At 46.6% G+C, this 16,682-nt stretch carries 14 protein-coding genes; 5 read left to right on the top strand and 9 right to left on the bottom strand.

Going from position 1 to position 16,682, the window contains the following annotated elements:
• Positions 1-81: 81 nt before the first annotated feature.
• Both LC073_RS09525 and LC073_RS09520 read right to left on the bottom strand, forming a co-directional pair.
• Positions 82-1,755, bottom strand: a complete 1,674-nt coding sequence (locus tag LC073_RS09525; RefSeq protein WP_226646446.1) for a BCCT family transporter — start codon at positions 1,753-1,755, stop codon at positions 82-84.
• Between the two features lie 303 nt (positions 1,756-2,058).
• Positions 2,059-3,114: a DNA-binding protein gene (locus tag LC073_RS09520; protein ID WP_226646444.1), complete on the bottom strand. Its 1,056-nt coding sequence runs from the start codon at positions 3,112-3,114 to the stop codon at positions 2,059-2,061.
• A 193-nt stretch (positions 3,115-3,307) separates the two neighbouring features.
• Here LC073_RS09520 and LC073_RS09515 point away from each other — a divergent pair, with 193 nt between their 5' ends.
• Positions 3,308-4,315 carry a site-specific integrase gene (locus LC073_RS09515; protein ID WP_226646442.1) on the top strand — a complete coding sequence of 336 codons (1,008 nt, stop codon included), beginning with the start codon at positions 3,308-3,310 and terminating at the stop codon, positions 4,313-4,315.
• A gap of 9 nt (positions 4,316-4,324) precedes the next feature.
• On the opposite strand, the gene LC073_RS09510 is transcribed toward LC073_RS09515, so the two are convergent.
• Together LC073_RS09510 and LC073_RS09505 are read right to left on the bottom strand one after the other, a co-directional pair.
• The gene (locus LC073_RS09510) at positions 4,325-5,002 is read right to left on the bottom strand and encodes a hypothetical protein (RefSeq protein ID WP_226646440.1); all 678 of its coding nucleotides are present in this window, start codon (positions 5,000-5,002) and stop codon (positions 4,325-4,327) included.
• 442 nt (positions 5,003-5,444) lie between these two features.
• On the bottom strand, positions 5,445-6,071 hold the full coding sequence (locus tag LC073_RS09505) for a hypothetical protein (RefSeq protein ID WP_226646438.1): 627 nt from the start codon (positions 6,069-6,071) through the stop codon (positions 5,445-5,447).
• A 355-nt stretch (positions 6,072-6,426) separates the two neighbouring features.
• Here LC073_RS09505 and LC073_RS09500 point away from each other — a divergent pair, with 355 nt between their 5' ends.
• Both LC073_RS09500 and LC073_RS09495 read left to right on the top strand, forming a co-directional pair.
• Positions 6,427-7,173: a flavodoxin family protein gene (locus tag LC073_RS09500; RefSeq protein ID WP_226646436.1), complete on the top strand. Its 747-nt coding sequence runs from the start codon at positions 6,427-6,429 to the stop codon at positions 7,171-7,173.
• 228 nt (positions 7,174-7,401) lie between these two features.
• Complete coding sequence (locus tag LC073_RS09495; RefSeq protein WP_226646434.1) at positions 7,402-8,259, top strand: mechanosensitive ion channel family protein; 858 nt, start codon at positions 7,402-7,404, stop codon at positions 8,257-8,259.
• Positions 8,260-8,357: 98 nt separating this feature from the next.
• Here LC073_RS09495 and LC073_RS09490 read toward each other — a convergent pair whose 3' ends face one another.
• Positions 8,358-8,981 carry a glutathione S-transferase N-terminal domain-containing protein gene (locus LC073_RS09490; RefSeq protein ID WP_226646432.1) on the bottom strand — a complete coding sequence of 208 codons (624 nt, stop codon included), beginning with the start codon at positions 8,979-8,981 and terminating at the stop codon, positions 8,358-8,360.
• A 316-nt stretch (positions 8,982-9,297) separates the two neighbouring features.
• Between LC073_RS09490 and LC073_RS09485 the strand changes: the two genes are divergently transcribed.
• Positions 9,298-9,894: an isochorismatase family protein gene (locus LC073_RS09485; RefSeq protein ID WP_226646429.1), complete on the top strand. Its 597-nt coding sequence runs from the start codon at positions 9,298-9,300 to the stop codon at positions 9,892-9,894.
• 323 nt (positions 9,895-10,217) lie between these two features.
• Positions 10,218-10,811 carry an FMN-dependent NADH-azoreductase gene (locus LC073_RS09480; protein ID WP_226646427.1) on the top strand — a complete coding sequence of 198 codons (594 nt, stop codon included), beginning with the start codon at positions 10,218-10,220 and terminating at the stop codon, positions 10,809-10,811.
• A gap of 283 nt (positions 10,812-11,094) precedes the next feature.
• Here LC073_RS09480 and LC073_RS09475 read toward each other — a convergent pair whose 3' ends face one another.
• From LC073_RS09475 to LC073_RS09460, 4 genes are all read right to left on the bottom strand, one after another.
• A complete protein-coding gene (locus tag LC073_RS09475) occupies positions 11,095-12,021 on the bottom strand; it encodes a metallophosphoesterase (protein ID WP_226646425.1) in 927 nt (308 codons plus the stop codon).
• A gap of 196 nt (positions 12,022-12,217) precedes the next feature.
• Positions 12,218-12,883, bottom strand: coding sequence for a hypothetical protein (locus LC073_RS09470; RefSeq protein ID WP_226646423.1), 666 nt, complete (start codon positions 12,881-12,883; stop codon positions 12,218-12,220).
• A 2-nt stretch (positions 12,884-12,885) separates the two neighbouring features.
• Complete coding sequence (locus LC073_RS09465; protein WP_226646421.1) at positions 12,886-13,977, bottom strand: ComEC/Rec2 family competence protein; 1,092 nt, start codon at positions 13,975-13,977, stop codon at positions 12,886-12,888.
• A 598-nt stretch (positions 13,978-14,575) separates the two neighbouring features.
• On the bottom strand, positions 14,576-16,570 hold the full coding sequence (locus tag LC073_RS09460; RefSeq protein ID WP_226646419.1) for an N-6 DNA methylase: 1,995 nt from the start codon (positions 16,568-16,570) through the stop codon (positions 14,576-14,578).
• Between the last annotated feature and the right edge of the window lie 112 nt (positions 16,571-16,682).

The raw sequence follows: 16,682 nt of genomic DNA, 5'->3' as shown, positions 1-16,682 counted from the left end.
TGCATTCACAGCTTGCCTTGAATGGATCTACACTATAGGCCGTCTCAAGCAGTATCTTAGAGAAATACAATGTAGCCATATTTATGGCTTCTTATTGCTAGAAGTCTTTTTATCACCAACCTCCTCATTTATAGAGTCACTGGGCGCCCCCCAATCGCCCTCCTCGCTCCAGGGGTCATCCTCTGGCAAGTCCTCTATATAGATTTCCTTTTCTTCATAGTTTGGCTGGTAACGCAAATCGTATTGAGCTGCCTTGACGATCGACATACAAAGCAATAGCGCCACAAACAATAAGGGAACACCACCGATAATACTTGCCGTTTGCAAAGCATCCAGACCGCCAAGGAAGAGTAAAGTGATGGGCATTACAGATAGTGCAAATGCCCAGAATAATCGGTTCCAGCGAGCCGGCTCTTCAACGATTTCTTTTTGTACAACAGCCGCAAGTATGTAAGATATAGAGTCAAATGTAGTGGCTGTAAAAATTATCGCGAGCAGAGTAAAAGTGAATATAACCAGCTTACTAAGGGGTAGTGTTTTTAAGATGGCGAATATAGTTGCCGTTACTCCTTGCTGGTTAAGCGCTTGCACAACATCCAACTCACCAGAAAACTGTAAGTAAACCCCATAGTTGCCCAATATCAAGAAAAAGAGAAAACACCCCAAAGTACCGTAAAATATTGCACCGACAACCATTGCTTTTATTGTTCTTCCCCGGGATATGCGAGCGATAAACAAACCTACGCTTGGCGCAAACACCAGCCACCAGGCCCAGTAAAAGATAGTCCAGTCTTGAGGAACATAAGTTTGTGGAAACTGCTTAAAGCGACCAAAAGGCTCCATCCAGGTAGCCATGTGAAGAATATCGTTTAGCATTCTACCCAAAGAATCCAACCCTGCACTCAACATAAATAATGTAGGACCTGCAACAAATACAAAGGTCAACAAAATAATAGAAAGCCACATATTGAGATTAGAGAGTGTTTGAATCCCCTTTTTCAATCCAGCAAATACACTGCAGCCAAAAATCGAGGTACAGAGCATCAAAATAAAAATCTGGGTGGTAATGCCTGTCGGCACACCGAATAATTCATGTGCCCCTTCCGAGATTAAGGGGGCTGCAATCCCCAGAGTGGTAGCCCCACCTCCCAACATACCAAATACAAAACACACATCAATCAACTTACCTATTGTCCCTTTAGCCCTCTGCTCGCCCAAAATAGGCATAAGAGCCTCGCTAATCTTTAATACATTGCGATGCCTCACATAATAAAAGTAAGCAATAGGAAGAGCTGGAATCAGGTAAATAGACCAGGCAATTGGACCCCAGTGAAATATCCCATACGCCATTGCCCAGCGCGCCGCTTCCGGAGTGTTCCCCTTTACCTCAAATGGTGGCGTTTGGTAATAGTAAATCCACTCCACCATAGACCAATATAAAATGGAGGCCCCAATACCGGTGCAGAAAAGCATTGAGGCCCAGGAGAGTGTGCTGAACTCTGGCTCCTCCTCGGGTTTTCCAAGTTTAATTTGACCTATATCACTAAATATGATGTAGGTCATAAAAAGCAATGCCCCGACGCCCAACAACAGATAAAACACACCCAGATCATCCGTTACAAAGTTCTTAGCATTTAGCACCCATTTAGTGCCGAGTTTCGGATAAATAATGAGCGGTAGGGTAACCATCAAAAGCAAGCTAAGCGCACCAAAAAAAGTCGGTTTGTCGATGATCTGCTTAAAGTTCCCTGTCAATACTTCTCTCCGGGATACTCAAAAAGCTTTAGAGGCTGGTTGTAAGCGAGCCCGCTTTGCGCGCTAGGCTAAAAGCGAGTGACTGAAGTAGTTGAAATTGGCCGCATAGTGAGGGGCCTATCAGTAAGTTTAGCTGCCTATCTTTTAGGCAGCCATTGCTGGTTAGATTGCTTGCGTAGTGGATTCCGTGTGCTATCGCTGCTTGCCAGTTGCTGGCAAATAGCAAGGAAAACATGAGAGCTCATATCAGTCATTCAAACGGAGCCTCACCGAGAAGTATAGCGAACCCAGTGCATTCTCAGGTTAGGATTTTAATGAGCTCTCCAATTGAGTAAATTGGCCTTGGATCATGGCTTTCTCTTGGATGAGAATGCGATTCTCATCCATGACTTGCTCCAGGCGGTTTTGAGTTGCAGCTAATTCCAACTCCAATTTTTCCAGGGCACTCTGTTGTAGATGCACTTCCTTTCGAGCCGCAGAGCTTTCACTCTGAAGTTGTGAGACACGCTCACGTAAACTGGTAATCTCAGCCTGCTTGTCTTTCAGTTCACCGCCCTGCACTTTCGCTTGCTGCCTCAGGTTTGCGGCTTCGGTACTAGCAACCCCAACCTGCTCACTTAGCTGTTGTTTTTCCCGGTTGAGCTCAACAATCAATGCCTGTCCTTGCTTATAAAGCAGCTCCTGTTCACTGAATCTACGTTCGGAAAGGGCTAACTGCTCATTGAGTACAGTAATCTGGGCCTTCAGCTGCTCAGAGCCAGCGCGGAATTGGTCCCGTTCATGCTGGCGGTCGTTCGCTGTGCGCTGCTGGAAATGTTCAAAGTGCTCGCGAATGTCTCTGTTCTCCTGTTTCATCTCCTCAATCGCCGCCTTTTGCTCAGCAATGCGCTCTATGGCCTCCTGCTTCTGATAGTCACTCTTCTCCAGAGCGGCCCGTTTTTCTTCCAATGATTGCTTGAACTTGCGCTTTTCAGCTTCTGTGACGGAGAGCTTTTGTTCGAGCTCCCGAATTCTGGCAGCCTGCTGGCTGGTGGTATTTCTCAATTCTTCCAGTTGTGAGGTAGTTTCCTTTTCCTGTGCCTGAAACTCCTGCTGGACTTCCTCTATTTGCTTATTTGCCGCCCCCTGAATTCTCTGATGTAACCCCTTTAAAGCGTCGACCAGATCCTTAGGTAGCCCACTCACATCGGTATCACTTGCGGACTCACTTCGCCACCTTTTGAGCAAAGGGGCAATAGTGCTCTTGCTTCCTGTCCCTAACTGGGCTCGAACACGATCAACGGTTGGCTCCTCTCCGATGGCCTTGATCGCCTTTGCTGCTTGGACAATATCCAGATAACTCACCCCGGTGCGTGCCATAAGCCTTGCCTAAGATAATTTCGTTACGAATTACATAATACGTAATATTACATAATCTTTTAAATAATTACATCTCAGAATTACACCTATATAACCTTCGATAATGACTATTATCAAAGGTTATAATCTTGTACGATGCTCTAAATAACGTACCTCCGGTACAAGAAGGGGCTTCCCTAGCAATACGAGCACCATGAAAAATCACACACCTCACCTCACCAAAAATCACTCAAATTCACAGCCCCCTAGTACACTTGGCGCTAGTGGCGAACTCTTGACCGATAAGGACATTCAGAAGTACCTGAGCGCAGCCACTTCCGATAACACCCGCAGGGCTTACCGTTCGGCGATTCGTCAGTTTGAAAAATGGGGCGGGCGGCTACCTACAGATGGCAGCACTCTGGTACGGTATATCCTGGGCCGTGCAGAGGAGATCAATCCTCGCACCCTGGATCTCCATCTCACCGCTATCGGTCAGTGGCACCAATACCAGGGGATGCTAAATCCCATAACAGATCCGTTAGTGCAGAAAACGATGCGCGGTGTTCGTCGCACCCACGGCAAGCCCAAGCAAAAATCGAAGGCGCTCGGCCTTCAGCACATTGCCACTATGACTCGACATTTGCGCAATCAATTTTCAAGCAAGAAAAGCGCCCGCGATCTTGCACTTATCTTGGTTGGGTTCTTTGGTGCTTTCCGGAGAAGCGAGCTGGTAGCTATTCAGGTGGAAAACCTGATCTGGGAGGATGAGGGCGTAATCGTTAGGCTCCCCAAATCAAAAACAGACCAAAGTGGTGAAGGTATGATGCGTGCCCTGCCCTTTGGTACACCTATGGCTTGCCCCGCAACAGCGCTTCAAACCTGGCTCAAGGTTGGAAACATTGAAAGCGGACCCGTATTCCGGGCTGTGAATCGTTGGGATACAGTTCAAGATAGGCAACTTAATCCCGCCGCAGTCAATGACTTACTTAAGAACCTGGGTGCCGCCTGCGGTTTCGACTTTGTCGGTGAACTGAGTAGCCACAGTTTTCGCCGTGGCCTGTCCACATCTGCGGCTCGGGAAAAGGTGGGCTTCGAGCTTATTAAGAAGCAAGGCGGTTGGAAAAGCGATGCCACGGTATGGGAATATATTGAAGAGGGGCAGCAGTTTACCGAAAACGCATCCGCCATCTTAATGAAGAAGATGGCGGAACTTCTTTAAGGCACAATGCTATTGCTCTTGGGTACTTTTCACATCCCCCGGGACTTTTCGAGAAGCCTCACCCTTTCCTTTGGGTGGGAGCGCAGGTCTTGCTGCTGTTTTTTTATGGGTCGCGTCGAAGACCGATTGCCACTCTTTATCAAATATTGCGGGTATAGGGCCTGGAGTCTTCTTGAAGGACAAAACACCAACATGAGCCTCATGAACATGAGCATCTGAGGTCACCTCCTCGATAAACCCATGCATTTTTCCACTGCTGTCGAGCATAAAGTTGCCCACACTTTCATCTGAAACATCAACGGTCACAATACTAGTGGTATCACCTGTATTAGAAAAGGCAAATATGCCGATATCCTTGCCAACAGTGGCTCCGTTTTTCGTTTTTTCGATACCGCTCACCTTGTGTTTTATCTCTGCAGGCTTTTTGAAACTATCGATGAAACGACCAACCCCCCCTGTTTTTGTTTTATTAAGGACTTTAAAAGTCCGGCAAAATATATCTTTACCTACGTTTAAAGCCTCTTTTTTGTTTTCATATAAAATGAACGATTCTCCATCGACCGCACACCAAGTGCCATCTAAAGAATTTGCCATTTCAGGGTTTGCACTTAATTGACCTGAATGAAGCGCCGCCAATACTACTGCCGCTGGCAGCAATTTAGATATAAGATGTTGTTTCGCCTTCATGCTGCACCTCTGCTTATCATTAGTTAACTTTAAGTAAATAAAGTAGCGGATTAATCTCGACACCTCCTGAAATATTCAGACGAATTTAGTGTTTTTTTCAAAGAAATTTCAATACGAATCGTCTGCTAAATAAACAAGAAACCAGACTCATAACACTATTAGTCTGAGCGGTTAGCAAAGAAGAAACATGGTGAGATTACAAGCTCCCTTCAGCCTGTAATATTTATTGGAAAGTGCTACAAGCTTGCACTGAGCAGCAACACTTTAACTCACGGACAATAGCTGGGGCCGAATAGTCCTCCCCGCAGAGGACTTTGTTCTTGTATCGCTCTTTTCAACGGCCGCTGGCCGGTATGTGTGCCTTAGAGTTTCTGTCTTGCCTGTTTGGAGGGAAGCCAGCCTGTAGTTAGCTGGCTTTCTCCACTCTCCCCAAGCATATAGGTTATCTTGGGCGTATAGGCTCTTTAGCTCCGCGTATAATATCTTTATGTGTCGCTTTAAAGGTCGTATCCCATTCCTTATCAAAATCAGTTTGTTTCGGCTTTGGAGCTCTTAATAAGGACAAGACACCAACATGTGCTTCATGAACATGGGCATCAGAAGTTACCTCCTCGATAAATCCATGCATTTTCCCGCTACTATCGAGAGTAAAGTTGCCCACACTTTCATCAGAAACGTCGACCGTCACTATGCGAACGGTATCACCTGTATTTGAAAAGGCAAATATGCCGATATCCTTGCTAACCGTAGCCCCATTTTTCGTCTCTTCAACACCACCTACTTTATGTTTTAATTCTGTAGGCTTCTTGAATGTATCAATGAATCTACCCCCGCCTCCCGACTTTGTTTGCTTCAGAACTTTAAAAGTTCGACAGAATATATCTTTACCTACATTTAAAGCATCATTTTGGCTTTCATATAAAATGAATGACTCCCCATCGACCGCGCACCAGGTGCCATCTAATGAGTTTTTCATGTCAGGGTTTGCACTTAATTGACCGGAATGAAGAGCCGTCAGAATTATGGCTGCCGAGAGTATTCTATATGTAGGGTGTTGTTTCGCTTCCATCGGGAACCTCTATTTATCATTCGCTAACTATAAATAACTAAAGTAGCGGAATAATTCAGCGGCCTCCTAAAATTTTCAGTCTCTTTTGCAAGAGATACGCCAGATCAAATTTCAACCAACAAAACTGCAACAGCAAAATAACGGCTTCATACCTCTAGTATCATCACGACCAATTGTTGAGACACTCGCAATCTAATCTGTGACGGCCTTTGCCTTCAGTAGCCGCCGATTTCATTGTGCTTTTAAACAATATATCAATAGGCTCTATTGATAACGTATTTTATTTTCTGACTGCTATACCTGTATTCACATCTTGGCGCACGTTCAATACTGCGCAGTGAAAAGGAGATCAGAGATGCCCCTGAACAAACAGCAAATCAAGGACTGTGAATCCAGCCATTGGGACTTCTCAGATCTGAAGGCCCTATTTCTTAACTGTACCCTCAAGCCAACACCAGAACTCTCCCACACCGATGGGCTAATTGATATTTCACGAGCGATTATGGAAAGAAATGGCGTTGCAGTAAGTGTGCTCAGACCGGTAGATCATGATATTGCCTTCGGCGTTTATCCGGATATGACCGAGCACGGCTGGGAAAATGATGACTGGCCTAAAATCTATTGTCAGGTTAGCGAGGCAGACATCCTGGTGGTCACAACCCCCATTTGGCTCGGCGATAAATCCTCTATCTGTACACAAACTATTGAGCGCCTTTATGCCAATTCATCAACGCTGAATGATCAGGGGCAGTATGCTTATTACGGAAAAGTCGGCGGTTGTCTGATCACCGGTAATGAGGATGGCGCTAAACACTGTGCGATGAATATCCTCTATTCCCTACAACATCTGGGATATGTGATTCCTCCACAAGCGGATGCCGGCTGGGTTGGCGAAGCCGGTCCTGGTCCCTCCTATTTAGACCCCGGGTCAGGTGGGCCAGAGAATGACTTTACCAACCGCAACACTTCCTTTATGACCTGGAACCTTTTGCACATAGCACGGATACTAAAAGACGCCGGTGGGATCCCCGCTCATGGCAACCAGCGTTCTGCCTGGGATGCGGGCTGCAAGCCCGACTTTCCCAATCCAGATTACCGCTAGTAGGCTGCTGTAAATGGGGACTTTCGATACATGGAGAGGGGTTAATTGGCCAAATCTATCGCTTTTTCCCTCAACATATTTACAAGTAGGGGCGCGAGAAGATACATTGCGTCCCTTCTTTTATACCCCCGCCACATCTCTCTCGGCCCAATACCCAACAGCTATGCTTGCCGGGCGATAGCCAGAGGAGGTTGTTGCGCATAACAACAATGAGGTAATCCCCTTCGAATGAAACCTGAGTTATTGGAACAAATTCTCGATAGCAAACTTTTTATCACCTTTTGTGTCATCGTAGTTATCTTATTACTACGAGGGTTCGCCACACTCACGATTGTTCGCAGCAGCTGGGCAAAGGCAGATAAACGTCGCCGAATCAATACCGTACACAATCTTGGCAACCTGCTATTGGTCATTGGTGTTATTGCTGTCTGGATCACGGAGTTACGTGAGTTTGCCCTTTCGATTGCCGCCTTCTCGGTAGCTATCGTACTGGCCCTGCGGGAAGTTGTTCAGTGTCTGGTTGGGGGACTTTATCAGGCCAATATGCGCTCTTTTACCGTAGGTGACTGGGTTAAAGTTGGCGATCAGTTTGGTGAAGTTACCGACAGTGACTGGTTGAGCACCACACTTTTAGAGATTGATCCTCACGGGCTGGGCAACGGATATACCGGCACCACGCTCTATATCCCTAATAATGCCTTCTTTACCCAACCGGTAAAGAACTTGAATTTTATGCGTCGCTATATCGAGCATTCTTTCTCGATCACTCGTGAAAGCGGGAAAGTAAATCCTTTCCAGGCCAAGAATTTCATTGCAGAGCGCCTAAAGGAACACTGCGATTCCTTTCGCGAAGTGGCCGAACGCTACTGCAAGCTCATTGAGAACCGTATGGGCGTAGAACTTGCTGGGCCGGATGCAAAAGTATGCATCACCAGTAACGAGCTGGGTCATGATGTAATCACTGTTACTGTATTTTGCCCGAGGGAAGAAGCCACGAATATCGAGCAGTTAGTCACAGAAGATTTCTATAACTTCTGGTTCGAGAAAAGCAAAGAACTGGAGGCGAAAGAAAAAGATAAAAGCTAATCAACTGATTAGCTTGGGTAAGCAGGACAACATGGCATGGATGCCGCTGACAGTATGATCCCGTACCAGCTCAAGTAAACTGTATTGGTCAAGGCCTCTTAAACGGCCATTTTTTGGCGCTTGAGCGCGCTGATCACAGCCTTCTCACTCTCAAGGCGACTGCGAAATTCAGCCAGAGAAGGAAATGATGAGAGATCGAGGGGGGTTGAATCAATCCAACGACATAAAACGAATAGGTATGCGTCAACAACCGTTCGGCCTCCAAGATAACCACTGCCCCCGGCTTCCTTGAAAGAGGTGTCTAGCCTACGAAAATGCGCCTCTAATTTTCGATAAGTATGTTGCTGAACATCTTCTTTCGCATCTGGAGATGAAGCAAATCTCTCAGGCACAAAATGGGGGCCGAAATCCGAGTGAACTTCAGAGCTCATATAGGAAAGTGCTTCAGCTTGTCTTGCCCATTCCATAGGTCCATGAGGTATAAGCTCAGGGACTTTTGATAAGGAAGCAATATACAAGAGAATTGCCAACGCTTCGGTCAAAACTTGACCATCATCGAACAATAGCGCGGGAACCTGCCCTTTCGGATTCACTTTTAGATAAGCGTCAGATTGATGCTCTCCCCTCTCAAGATTCACTAACTCAACCGGCAAGTTGGCCCAAACTGAAGCGATATTTGGCGCTAAAGCGCAAGTCCCGGGCATGGCGTAGAGTTTCATCATGGGTTAGTCCAATATAGTTTAAAGGCCTATTTTCTATCTGCTATAGATCATCCGGGGACACAAGGATCAGTAAATCATTTTTCTTAGGCGCGTTTATTGTTCTAAAGGTAAAGGCGGAAATTTCACAAATTAGTGTCACAGGTTTGTTTAACCATGGCGTAAGCTCTTAACATTTATAGCGAAAGATAAACCCAGGGAATTAAATTTAAGACATGAATTTTTGCGAGCGGCCCATTCTTTTATTTATCTCTATTCGCCTGAGTTTTCCCCTGGGTAATCAAAGAGATTTAAGCCAACAAAGAACAGGCAAAGTTTCATGAAAAAACTCTTCACAACAGATAGCGCTGCGATGCTTTTGATTGATCATCAAGTGGGGACAGTCAAACTGGCACGTAACATTAGCCATGTGCACCTACTGGCAAATGTGCGTGCTTTAGCGCGTACCGCTATCGAAACAGGTATGCCGCTGTTGTTCACAACCAGTCAAGAAGACCACTTTCAAGGCCCCCTCTTTGATGATCTTGAAAAGATAGCACCCGATGCCCACGCTCAAAGGATCAAGCGGCCAGGCGTAGTGGATGCCTGGACATTTGAGCCATTCAAATCTGCCGTAGTAGCTACAGGTCGAAAAAAGCTGATAATGGCAGGCCTAACAAACGACGTGTGTATTGTTTATCCTGCGATCAGCGCTGTAGAGGGTGGCTACGAAGTACAGGTTGTTGCAGACGGTGGTGGTTCCCCAACCCAGGTCGCAGACCAAATTTCCCTTGAGCGAATGAGAAACGCTGGCGTAGGCATTACCACTACGAATCAACTAATGGCAGAGCTTGCAATAGACTGGGCCAGCTCAACTGGTCAGACCATCCAGTCCATTATGTATGAAGAGATATTAAAGCCTTTAGTTGAAGGCTAGATTCTGTTGGCGCTCATTCGATAGCTACTGCGGATAGCCATAAATTAGAAAAGTTAACTCCGAGCAATCCCTATGAGAAAATCTCTCCATATTCGTTCTGGGTAATCTCCTATCGGCTGACCCGTGTGCTTTCCTAAGCTTCCCCCTCCTCCACTACCGACATCCAGCCGCCCTAAGTGCCTTGAGGCTTCCTTGAGGCCTTGTATTAGCAAATTATCATCATTCGGAATAATCGATAGATTTAGCGGATTTTTTCTAATTCTTAATCGAATAACTCGATGCTTAAATAGAGCCCGATCCAGTCAACTTGCGAAGGGCCAAACATGGCAAAGTTACTCAACATCCAATCCAGTATGTTCCAATCCGGTGGTCAGACCTCCCAGCTGGCTACAAAGTATGTTACGAGCTGGAAAGCTAAAAACCCTAACGGAGAAGTGATCCAGCGCGATCTGGTGGCGGAACCTATTCCCCATCTTACCCTTGATCGCTTTCAAGCTTTCACCACTCCGGCAGAGCAACGTAGCCCCGAACAACAAGCCATCGTGGAATTTTCAGACAAATTGATTGAAGAAATTTCTTCTGCAGATGTACTGGTTTTTGGTGTCCCCATGTACAACTTCAACGTCCCTTCTACCTTGCATACCTATTTTGATCATATTGCCCGAGCAGGTGTTACCTTCCGCTATACACCCAATGGGCCTGAGGGACTACTGAAAAACAAGAAGACAATTATTTTTATCGCGCGAGGTGGCTACTACGGTAACGAGCATTCACAGAGCGCATTTCTCCGTCAACTCCTCGGCTTTGTGGGAATAACCAATATAGAGATCATATACACGGAAGGGCTAGCAACTGGAGATGATGCAAAAGAAAAAGCATTGACTGCTGCGAATGAGCGTATTGCCCAGCTTGCGTAACCAAGCTCACAAGCCAATTCATAACAGAGTTGGATAAAGAAGCTTACTAACAAGCCGAGTAGATCTCCCCTCTCGGCTTAAATACCATTAGCAATGGGAGTCACTGCACCATCTGCTAACCATACAGACACATGTGAAAACATTAGTCTGTCAGTAAACCATTACATGACTAATCATTCACTGGCAGTAACTGTGGCAAGCTCACCTATTCAAACCGCCTTGTGAATCCCAGCTCAAAGCATAAAGAACCCGGCAACTAACTAAAACTTCAGTCGGCCAGCATCTAGGTCGCAAACACAAACTTGTCTTTACTCAATACCTGTTCACCATCAAATCGATAAGCAACGAGCTTACCGCCCCCTGCCACGGAGTAATCGAGACAGGCAACATTATCGGTTAAAGGTGCTGGCACACCTCTAAGCCAATAGTGACCGATAAAGCAAGGCTTATCTGCTTTGGAGTAATAAGGAATACCCCTAGGCACAGGCAATCTTGCAGCGGTACCAATATTGATACCAGGTGGCAGTGCAATCTCACCAAGGACTTCTGCAGAAAATTTCCACCATTGAACGCGGACGGCAGAGCGGTGATTGCCATCCTTATCCAGGAAGCTCACCCCTTCAGGCAGTTCAATTTCATAACCTTTGAGCAAAGTTTCCACTGCATTGAAGGCATCACAGCCCTGGGAGCTAGCTTCCACCAATAACTCAGACGTTAATTTCGCCCCGTCAGTTTTTGATTTCAAAAAATCAATACTTTTCATATCCCAGCAAGCGTGGACTGCGCGCAGTGGACCCAGGTCAAGCCATAGAGGCAATGATCTAAAGAAATTCAGCACCTGAGATTTCTCTGGATCGTTATCGGGGTACTCATTCAGGAAAGCCTGATGCTGTTTTGTATTTTTATCGGTATGTGGGCGAAGGGGCTTGCCATTGACCTCGGTGTGATAAGCCAGGGCATTAAACTCGTGATTACCCATAATTGCTTTGGCATGACCATTGTTGACCATGCTCATGACTATCTTCAGGAGCTTGCGGTGCTCTACCAAGTGCTCACCGCGGTCGATAAAGTCTCCAAGAAAGATGACCTTTCGCTCTGGATGGGCATAACCACTGCTTGTTTCCCGATAACCCAGAACATCGAGTAACTCAATCAATGCACTGCCGTGACCATGAATATCGCCAATAATGTCGTACTTGCTATGCTCCATGCGGGTCCTACCTCCTAAAACACAAGGACGTTTCTGTATTCCAATCCCCTATATGTACCATATTCAGATTAATCTGCGCACTTTTCCGGCGCATAAGAAAGCGCACCGGATTGGAAGCGCTTCCTCAATGACCGCCAGATACTTAGAGGTGGCACAAACAGGGGAACGTCCACACTATCGATAGATATAAAGTGGTTTAGCTGGAAGCCGTTACCTGATCTGAAGCCATTGCAGCTTTGGCCATACTAATCGCCACTGCCGTTGTCACCAACCTGCGCCCAGCATTACCGGCAGCCAGAGCAAAACCCAAAGCGGCCAGCGGGAACACCGCGCCGGAACCTAACTCAAACGCAGACATCGATTCAGTTAATAGCAGCTTTGCCAATACAAAAATTGCGGCGCACAACAGTGAAACCGTTGCCGCATCCCGGTAGAGCAAATAGGACTTGTGCGTAGAAGCCACCTCATGCTGGTCAGCTACAGGTCGATAAAACTCTCGATACCAGTAACTATTTTGCCCCTTGTGATCCAACGAGAGGGTTTCATAGCCCGGTACTTTTTCTTTGAGTAACTGAGTATCTATACGCGGATCGGCTTCCGACAGCTGAATAAAGCGATGTCCGGGCAACACATTCCTCAGGCGAAGGAATACCAGGGTGTTCTTTAGGCCAGTGGGCAGTACATAACTTAGCCACCCAGCCAAAGCGCCAACGGCCAGCATCACCCCGCCGGCCTCCTTGATTGAGGTCAGTAGATTGATATCGAATGATGCGGAATTTAAGCAGTGCACTGCTAACAACTGAAGTAATACCAGTAGAGCCAGCGGAGCACTATTTTGCGTTTTCAGAGAAAGGCCAGCCATGCTTAAGCCTCCTCATCTTCGTACTCGAAGTGATAGGGCTCCGGCTCAAGGTATGCCCAGCCCTCTCGCTGCGGTGCATCATGGTTAACGAGAATGGCATTGCCTCGGGTTGCCAAGACGCCTACCCCGCGATGAGTAAACGCATTCATCACCGCCTTTCTCGGGTGTTTAGGCTCGCCCTCTTTTGCGGTTGAGGCAATAGCGGTAATGCCGCGAGACTCTCCCTGTATTACTGGGTGCCCAATCAAGCGGTTCAAAACCGTGGTGCCGATATTACGCTTACTGCCATGATGAGGTATCTGCATCAACTTGAGTTCGGCGCCGCTGGTGCAACCATCCACTTGGTCAGCCGCCATTTCAAGCGCCTGAATCCCTGCATCCCCGGTAAACAGTAACCTTCGTCCATCGATAACCAGCTGGGTGATCACGCTGGAATTATTTTTTGCGGAAGTTACGCCCTCGTCATTGATCTGGTCATCACCCCAGGTCGCGAAGAAGCGTTTGAGCGCGGCCACAGCCTTATCAAAGATACTCTGTACTGCTTCGGTTATGGAGGCCCGTTCCGGCATACCTTCAAAATCGGGGATTAGGGATTCGTAATATTCGAGGGACGGGCCCAAGACCTTCAGTGTGCCGCTGGTATCCTGCTCGCCGGTAAAGGGCTCGCGAATAACCACCCCCTTTGACTCGGCAAGTTGAACCAGTGACCAAGCCTTTTCCAGGTTTTGTTTTAAGCGCTCGCCAAGGCTGCAATCGCTCACCCGGCCATCTTTGAAGTGTTGGGCCAGCCCCTGGTTGTGCTCCCAGGGCTGGTGAATCCACAACTCTTTCACATCCAGCTCATCCAACACCGTCTCCAAGCCGTTAATATGGTCCTGATCTGGATGGGTATTGATTACAATATCCACCTGATCCGTGCCGAAATGCTCCTTGATATGCGCCACCAGCGCCGCCCCTGTATCTTTAAAGCCCCCGTCGATTACTACCACGGTCTGCTCGTCCCGGCCGCCATGCAGGTTGCCGAAGCGGATCGCAATCGCATCCCCGCTTTTGGATTCATCACCCACACCGAGAAAATCAACTTCGTATCCCATAACTTATTTCCTTTTTTGATTAAGTTATGAGATAACAGTCAACTTCTATGCCAAGTTATTTTTTGTATATAAATCAGTATGTTAGAAGAAAAACCAAAATGATTGACGGCAAAATAGGATAACTTAATTTATGTAGAGGTAAATTTCTTTATGCTTGCTATTCAGTGGTTCACTGAAGAATACCTCTGCGGCATTTGAGTAGCTGGACTATTGCGGGGTAATACAATGATATTGGGGGAGCGTTAGTGGGGGAATTATAGTTCACACTTCGATAGGTACAGCTAGAGCGAGCATCAAAGTATAAAGTTTACGTGGATAAATAGACATATCACTATGGGAAAATGACTCTGCGGACCGGCATGCGGATAAATACTACCTCTTGACATTGCTCAATCACAAACGTGAGATGAGGTTCGGCTATTACTTGATTTCTTACTACGATGGGAAGGGCCCAAATTATTACAAAGATGGAACAACCCCAAAGTGTGAAGAATAGCTTTCTACCCAACAACAATTGATCTTAAGAAGATGATTTTCCTGATGGTGAAAAATCATCTTGCCGAGTGGTTAAAATAAAGTCACCTATAATATTTTTCCATCAAAGTGAGTTTTTAACACTCTTAACTAAAGCTCGATACTTCTCCTCTTCCTCTCTCAGAGACTCCCTTAATAAAGAAATCGATTCTTTTGTTTCAAAAATCATTTTAGAAATACCATCTCTGGATCTTTTATTAGGAAATGAAATTTTGATCCTTGCGATTCGATCAACAGTTAAAGATACATTTGCAGCCCCTTTCATATAAGGAACTAGAACGTCATCTTTATGAGATAAAAGATATGAATATACATATTTAGTAAGGCTGGTGTTTTTATAGCTCTCTTTTGGGGTCAACACTGCCATTATCGTAGCCGCTTCAAATTTCCCATCAATATAATGAATGTTATTGATGCTGGCATGGCCATGACCTGTAGATGAAACCAAAGGAATACAAACTGCTTCACTATCAAATGAGTAACTATTGTATTTTTTGAAATCTGCTGATGTAGTAATAAAGTCAAATTTTTCTGCTGAACTCATAGCTTCAGCCGCACCAATAGTACCCCTTGAAATATCAAACAACTCACCGAGCCTTTTGGTCGGTACATTTTTAGGGTGCTCATAATCTCTAAGATATATTTTAGGGCACAAATCAAAATTATTATCTTTAATTTCATCAATACTCACGAAGCGGTGCTTGGATCTAACTTCTTTGTATTTACTGCTAAATCTATTTTTATATAAAGACACTAAATTTGATAATTCAGAACCGGGGATTTTTTCCTTTTTAGCCCCATCTGAGTAACCATCATTTTGAAGACCATAGAACCATACCTTATCAGTATTCCCTCCTTTCGAGAAAATCAATACAGCTGTGGCCACGCTGGCATATGGCTTAAAAATCCAATGCGGCAAGCCTATAACGGCCTCTACTTGGTTAGACAATAATACTTTCCTTAACTTCGTATGCGCTCTAGTTTCTCCCTCTACTACTCCGATGGGAACGATAACAGCTGCTCTCCCTCCTACTTTAAGCATGCGCAGGATCAGGGCGACAAACAACAGCTCGGTCTTTTTGGTTTTCACCGTGCGCAGGATTTCCGGATCGACATCCTCCTCATCCAGGCTGCCCTTAAACGGCGGGTTTGCCAGCACCAGGTCGAAGCCCTCTTTGGCCTCTTTAGGGAAACTGTCTATAAAGCCCTGGCTCAGGGTGTCCTGATAGTGGATATCCGGCTGGGCCACACCGTGCATCACCAGGTTCATGGCGGCGATACGCAACATGGTGGCATCGAAGTCGAAGCCGTGGAACATATCGCGGTCCACATGCCGGCGGTGCTTGGACAGAAGATCACCGGTATAGAGGGTCTGCTCTTCTTGCTCACCTTTTTCATTGGTGACCCGCTCAGTAATGGTGCCCTCCGGCGAGCTGTACTTTTGCAGGATAAATTCGTAAGTGGTGCTTAAAAAACCTGCTGTGCCGCAGGCCGGGTCACAGATGCGGTCGGTTGCGTCGGGGTCCATCAATTCGATAATGGCGCGAATAATATGGCGCGGGGTGCGGAACTGGCCATTGATACCGGCGGTGGTCAGCTTGCTGAGCAGATACTCGTAGAGGTCACCCTTGGTATCCCCTTTCTCCAGCGGCAGGTCATTGACCATATCCCGCGCGCGAACCAGCAGCGAGGGCTTCTGGATCATCAGCTGGGCGTCTTTCATAAACTCGGCAAACAGCGTGCCCTCGTTGCTCACGGCACTGCTCTCCTTGAAGTAAGGGAACAGCTCATCGCGCACGGTCTCCAACAATTTGTCGGCGGACTCGATATGCATCAGCTTGTGCCAGCGCAGGTGTTGTTGCTTTCTGTTAAAGCGGCGCTTAAAAGTCTTGCCGGTACGCCGGGACCTTTTCTCGTCGGTGGTCTCGTTCATATCCAGCAGGCGTGCGTACATCAGGAAGGTGATCTGCTCGATCACGGTGAGGGGATTGGTAATCCCGCCGGTCCAAAACTCTTCCCAGAGTTTGTCGATATTGCTTTTTAGTGCGCCTGTAATCATGTTACTTCTCTTACTACTAGGTCGGAAGGAAAGGTCACTCTGCTCTCGATACGCGCTGTGAATACATCCCTGTACGCTCGTCATCGGCATCCATGCCGCATACGGTCCCGAG

The organism is Microbulbifer variabilis (assembly GCF_020524905.1).
Classification (GTDB): domain Bacteria; phylum Pseudomonadota; class Gammaproteobacteria; order Pseudomonadales; family Cellvibrionaceae; genus Microbulbifer; species Microbulbifer variabilis_A.
This window is presented reverse-complemented; position numbering and strand designations above follow the sequence as displayed.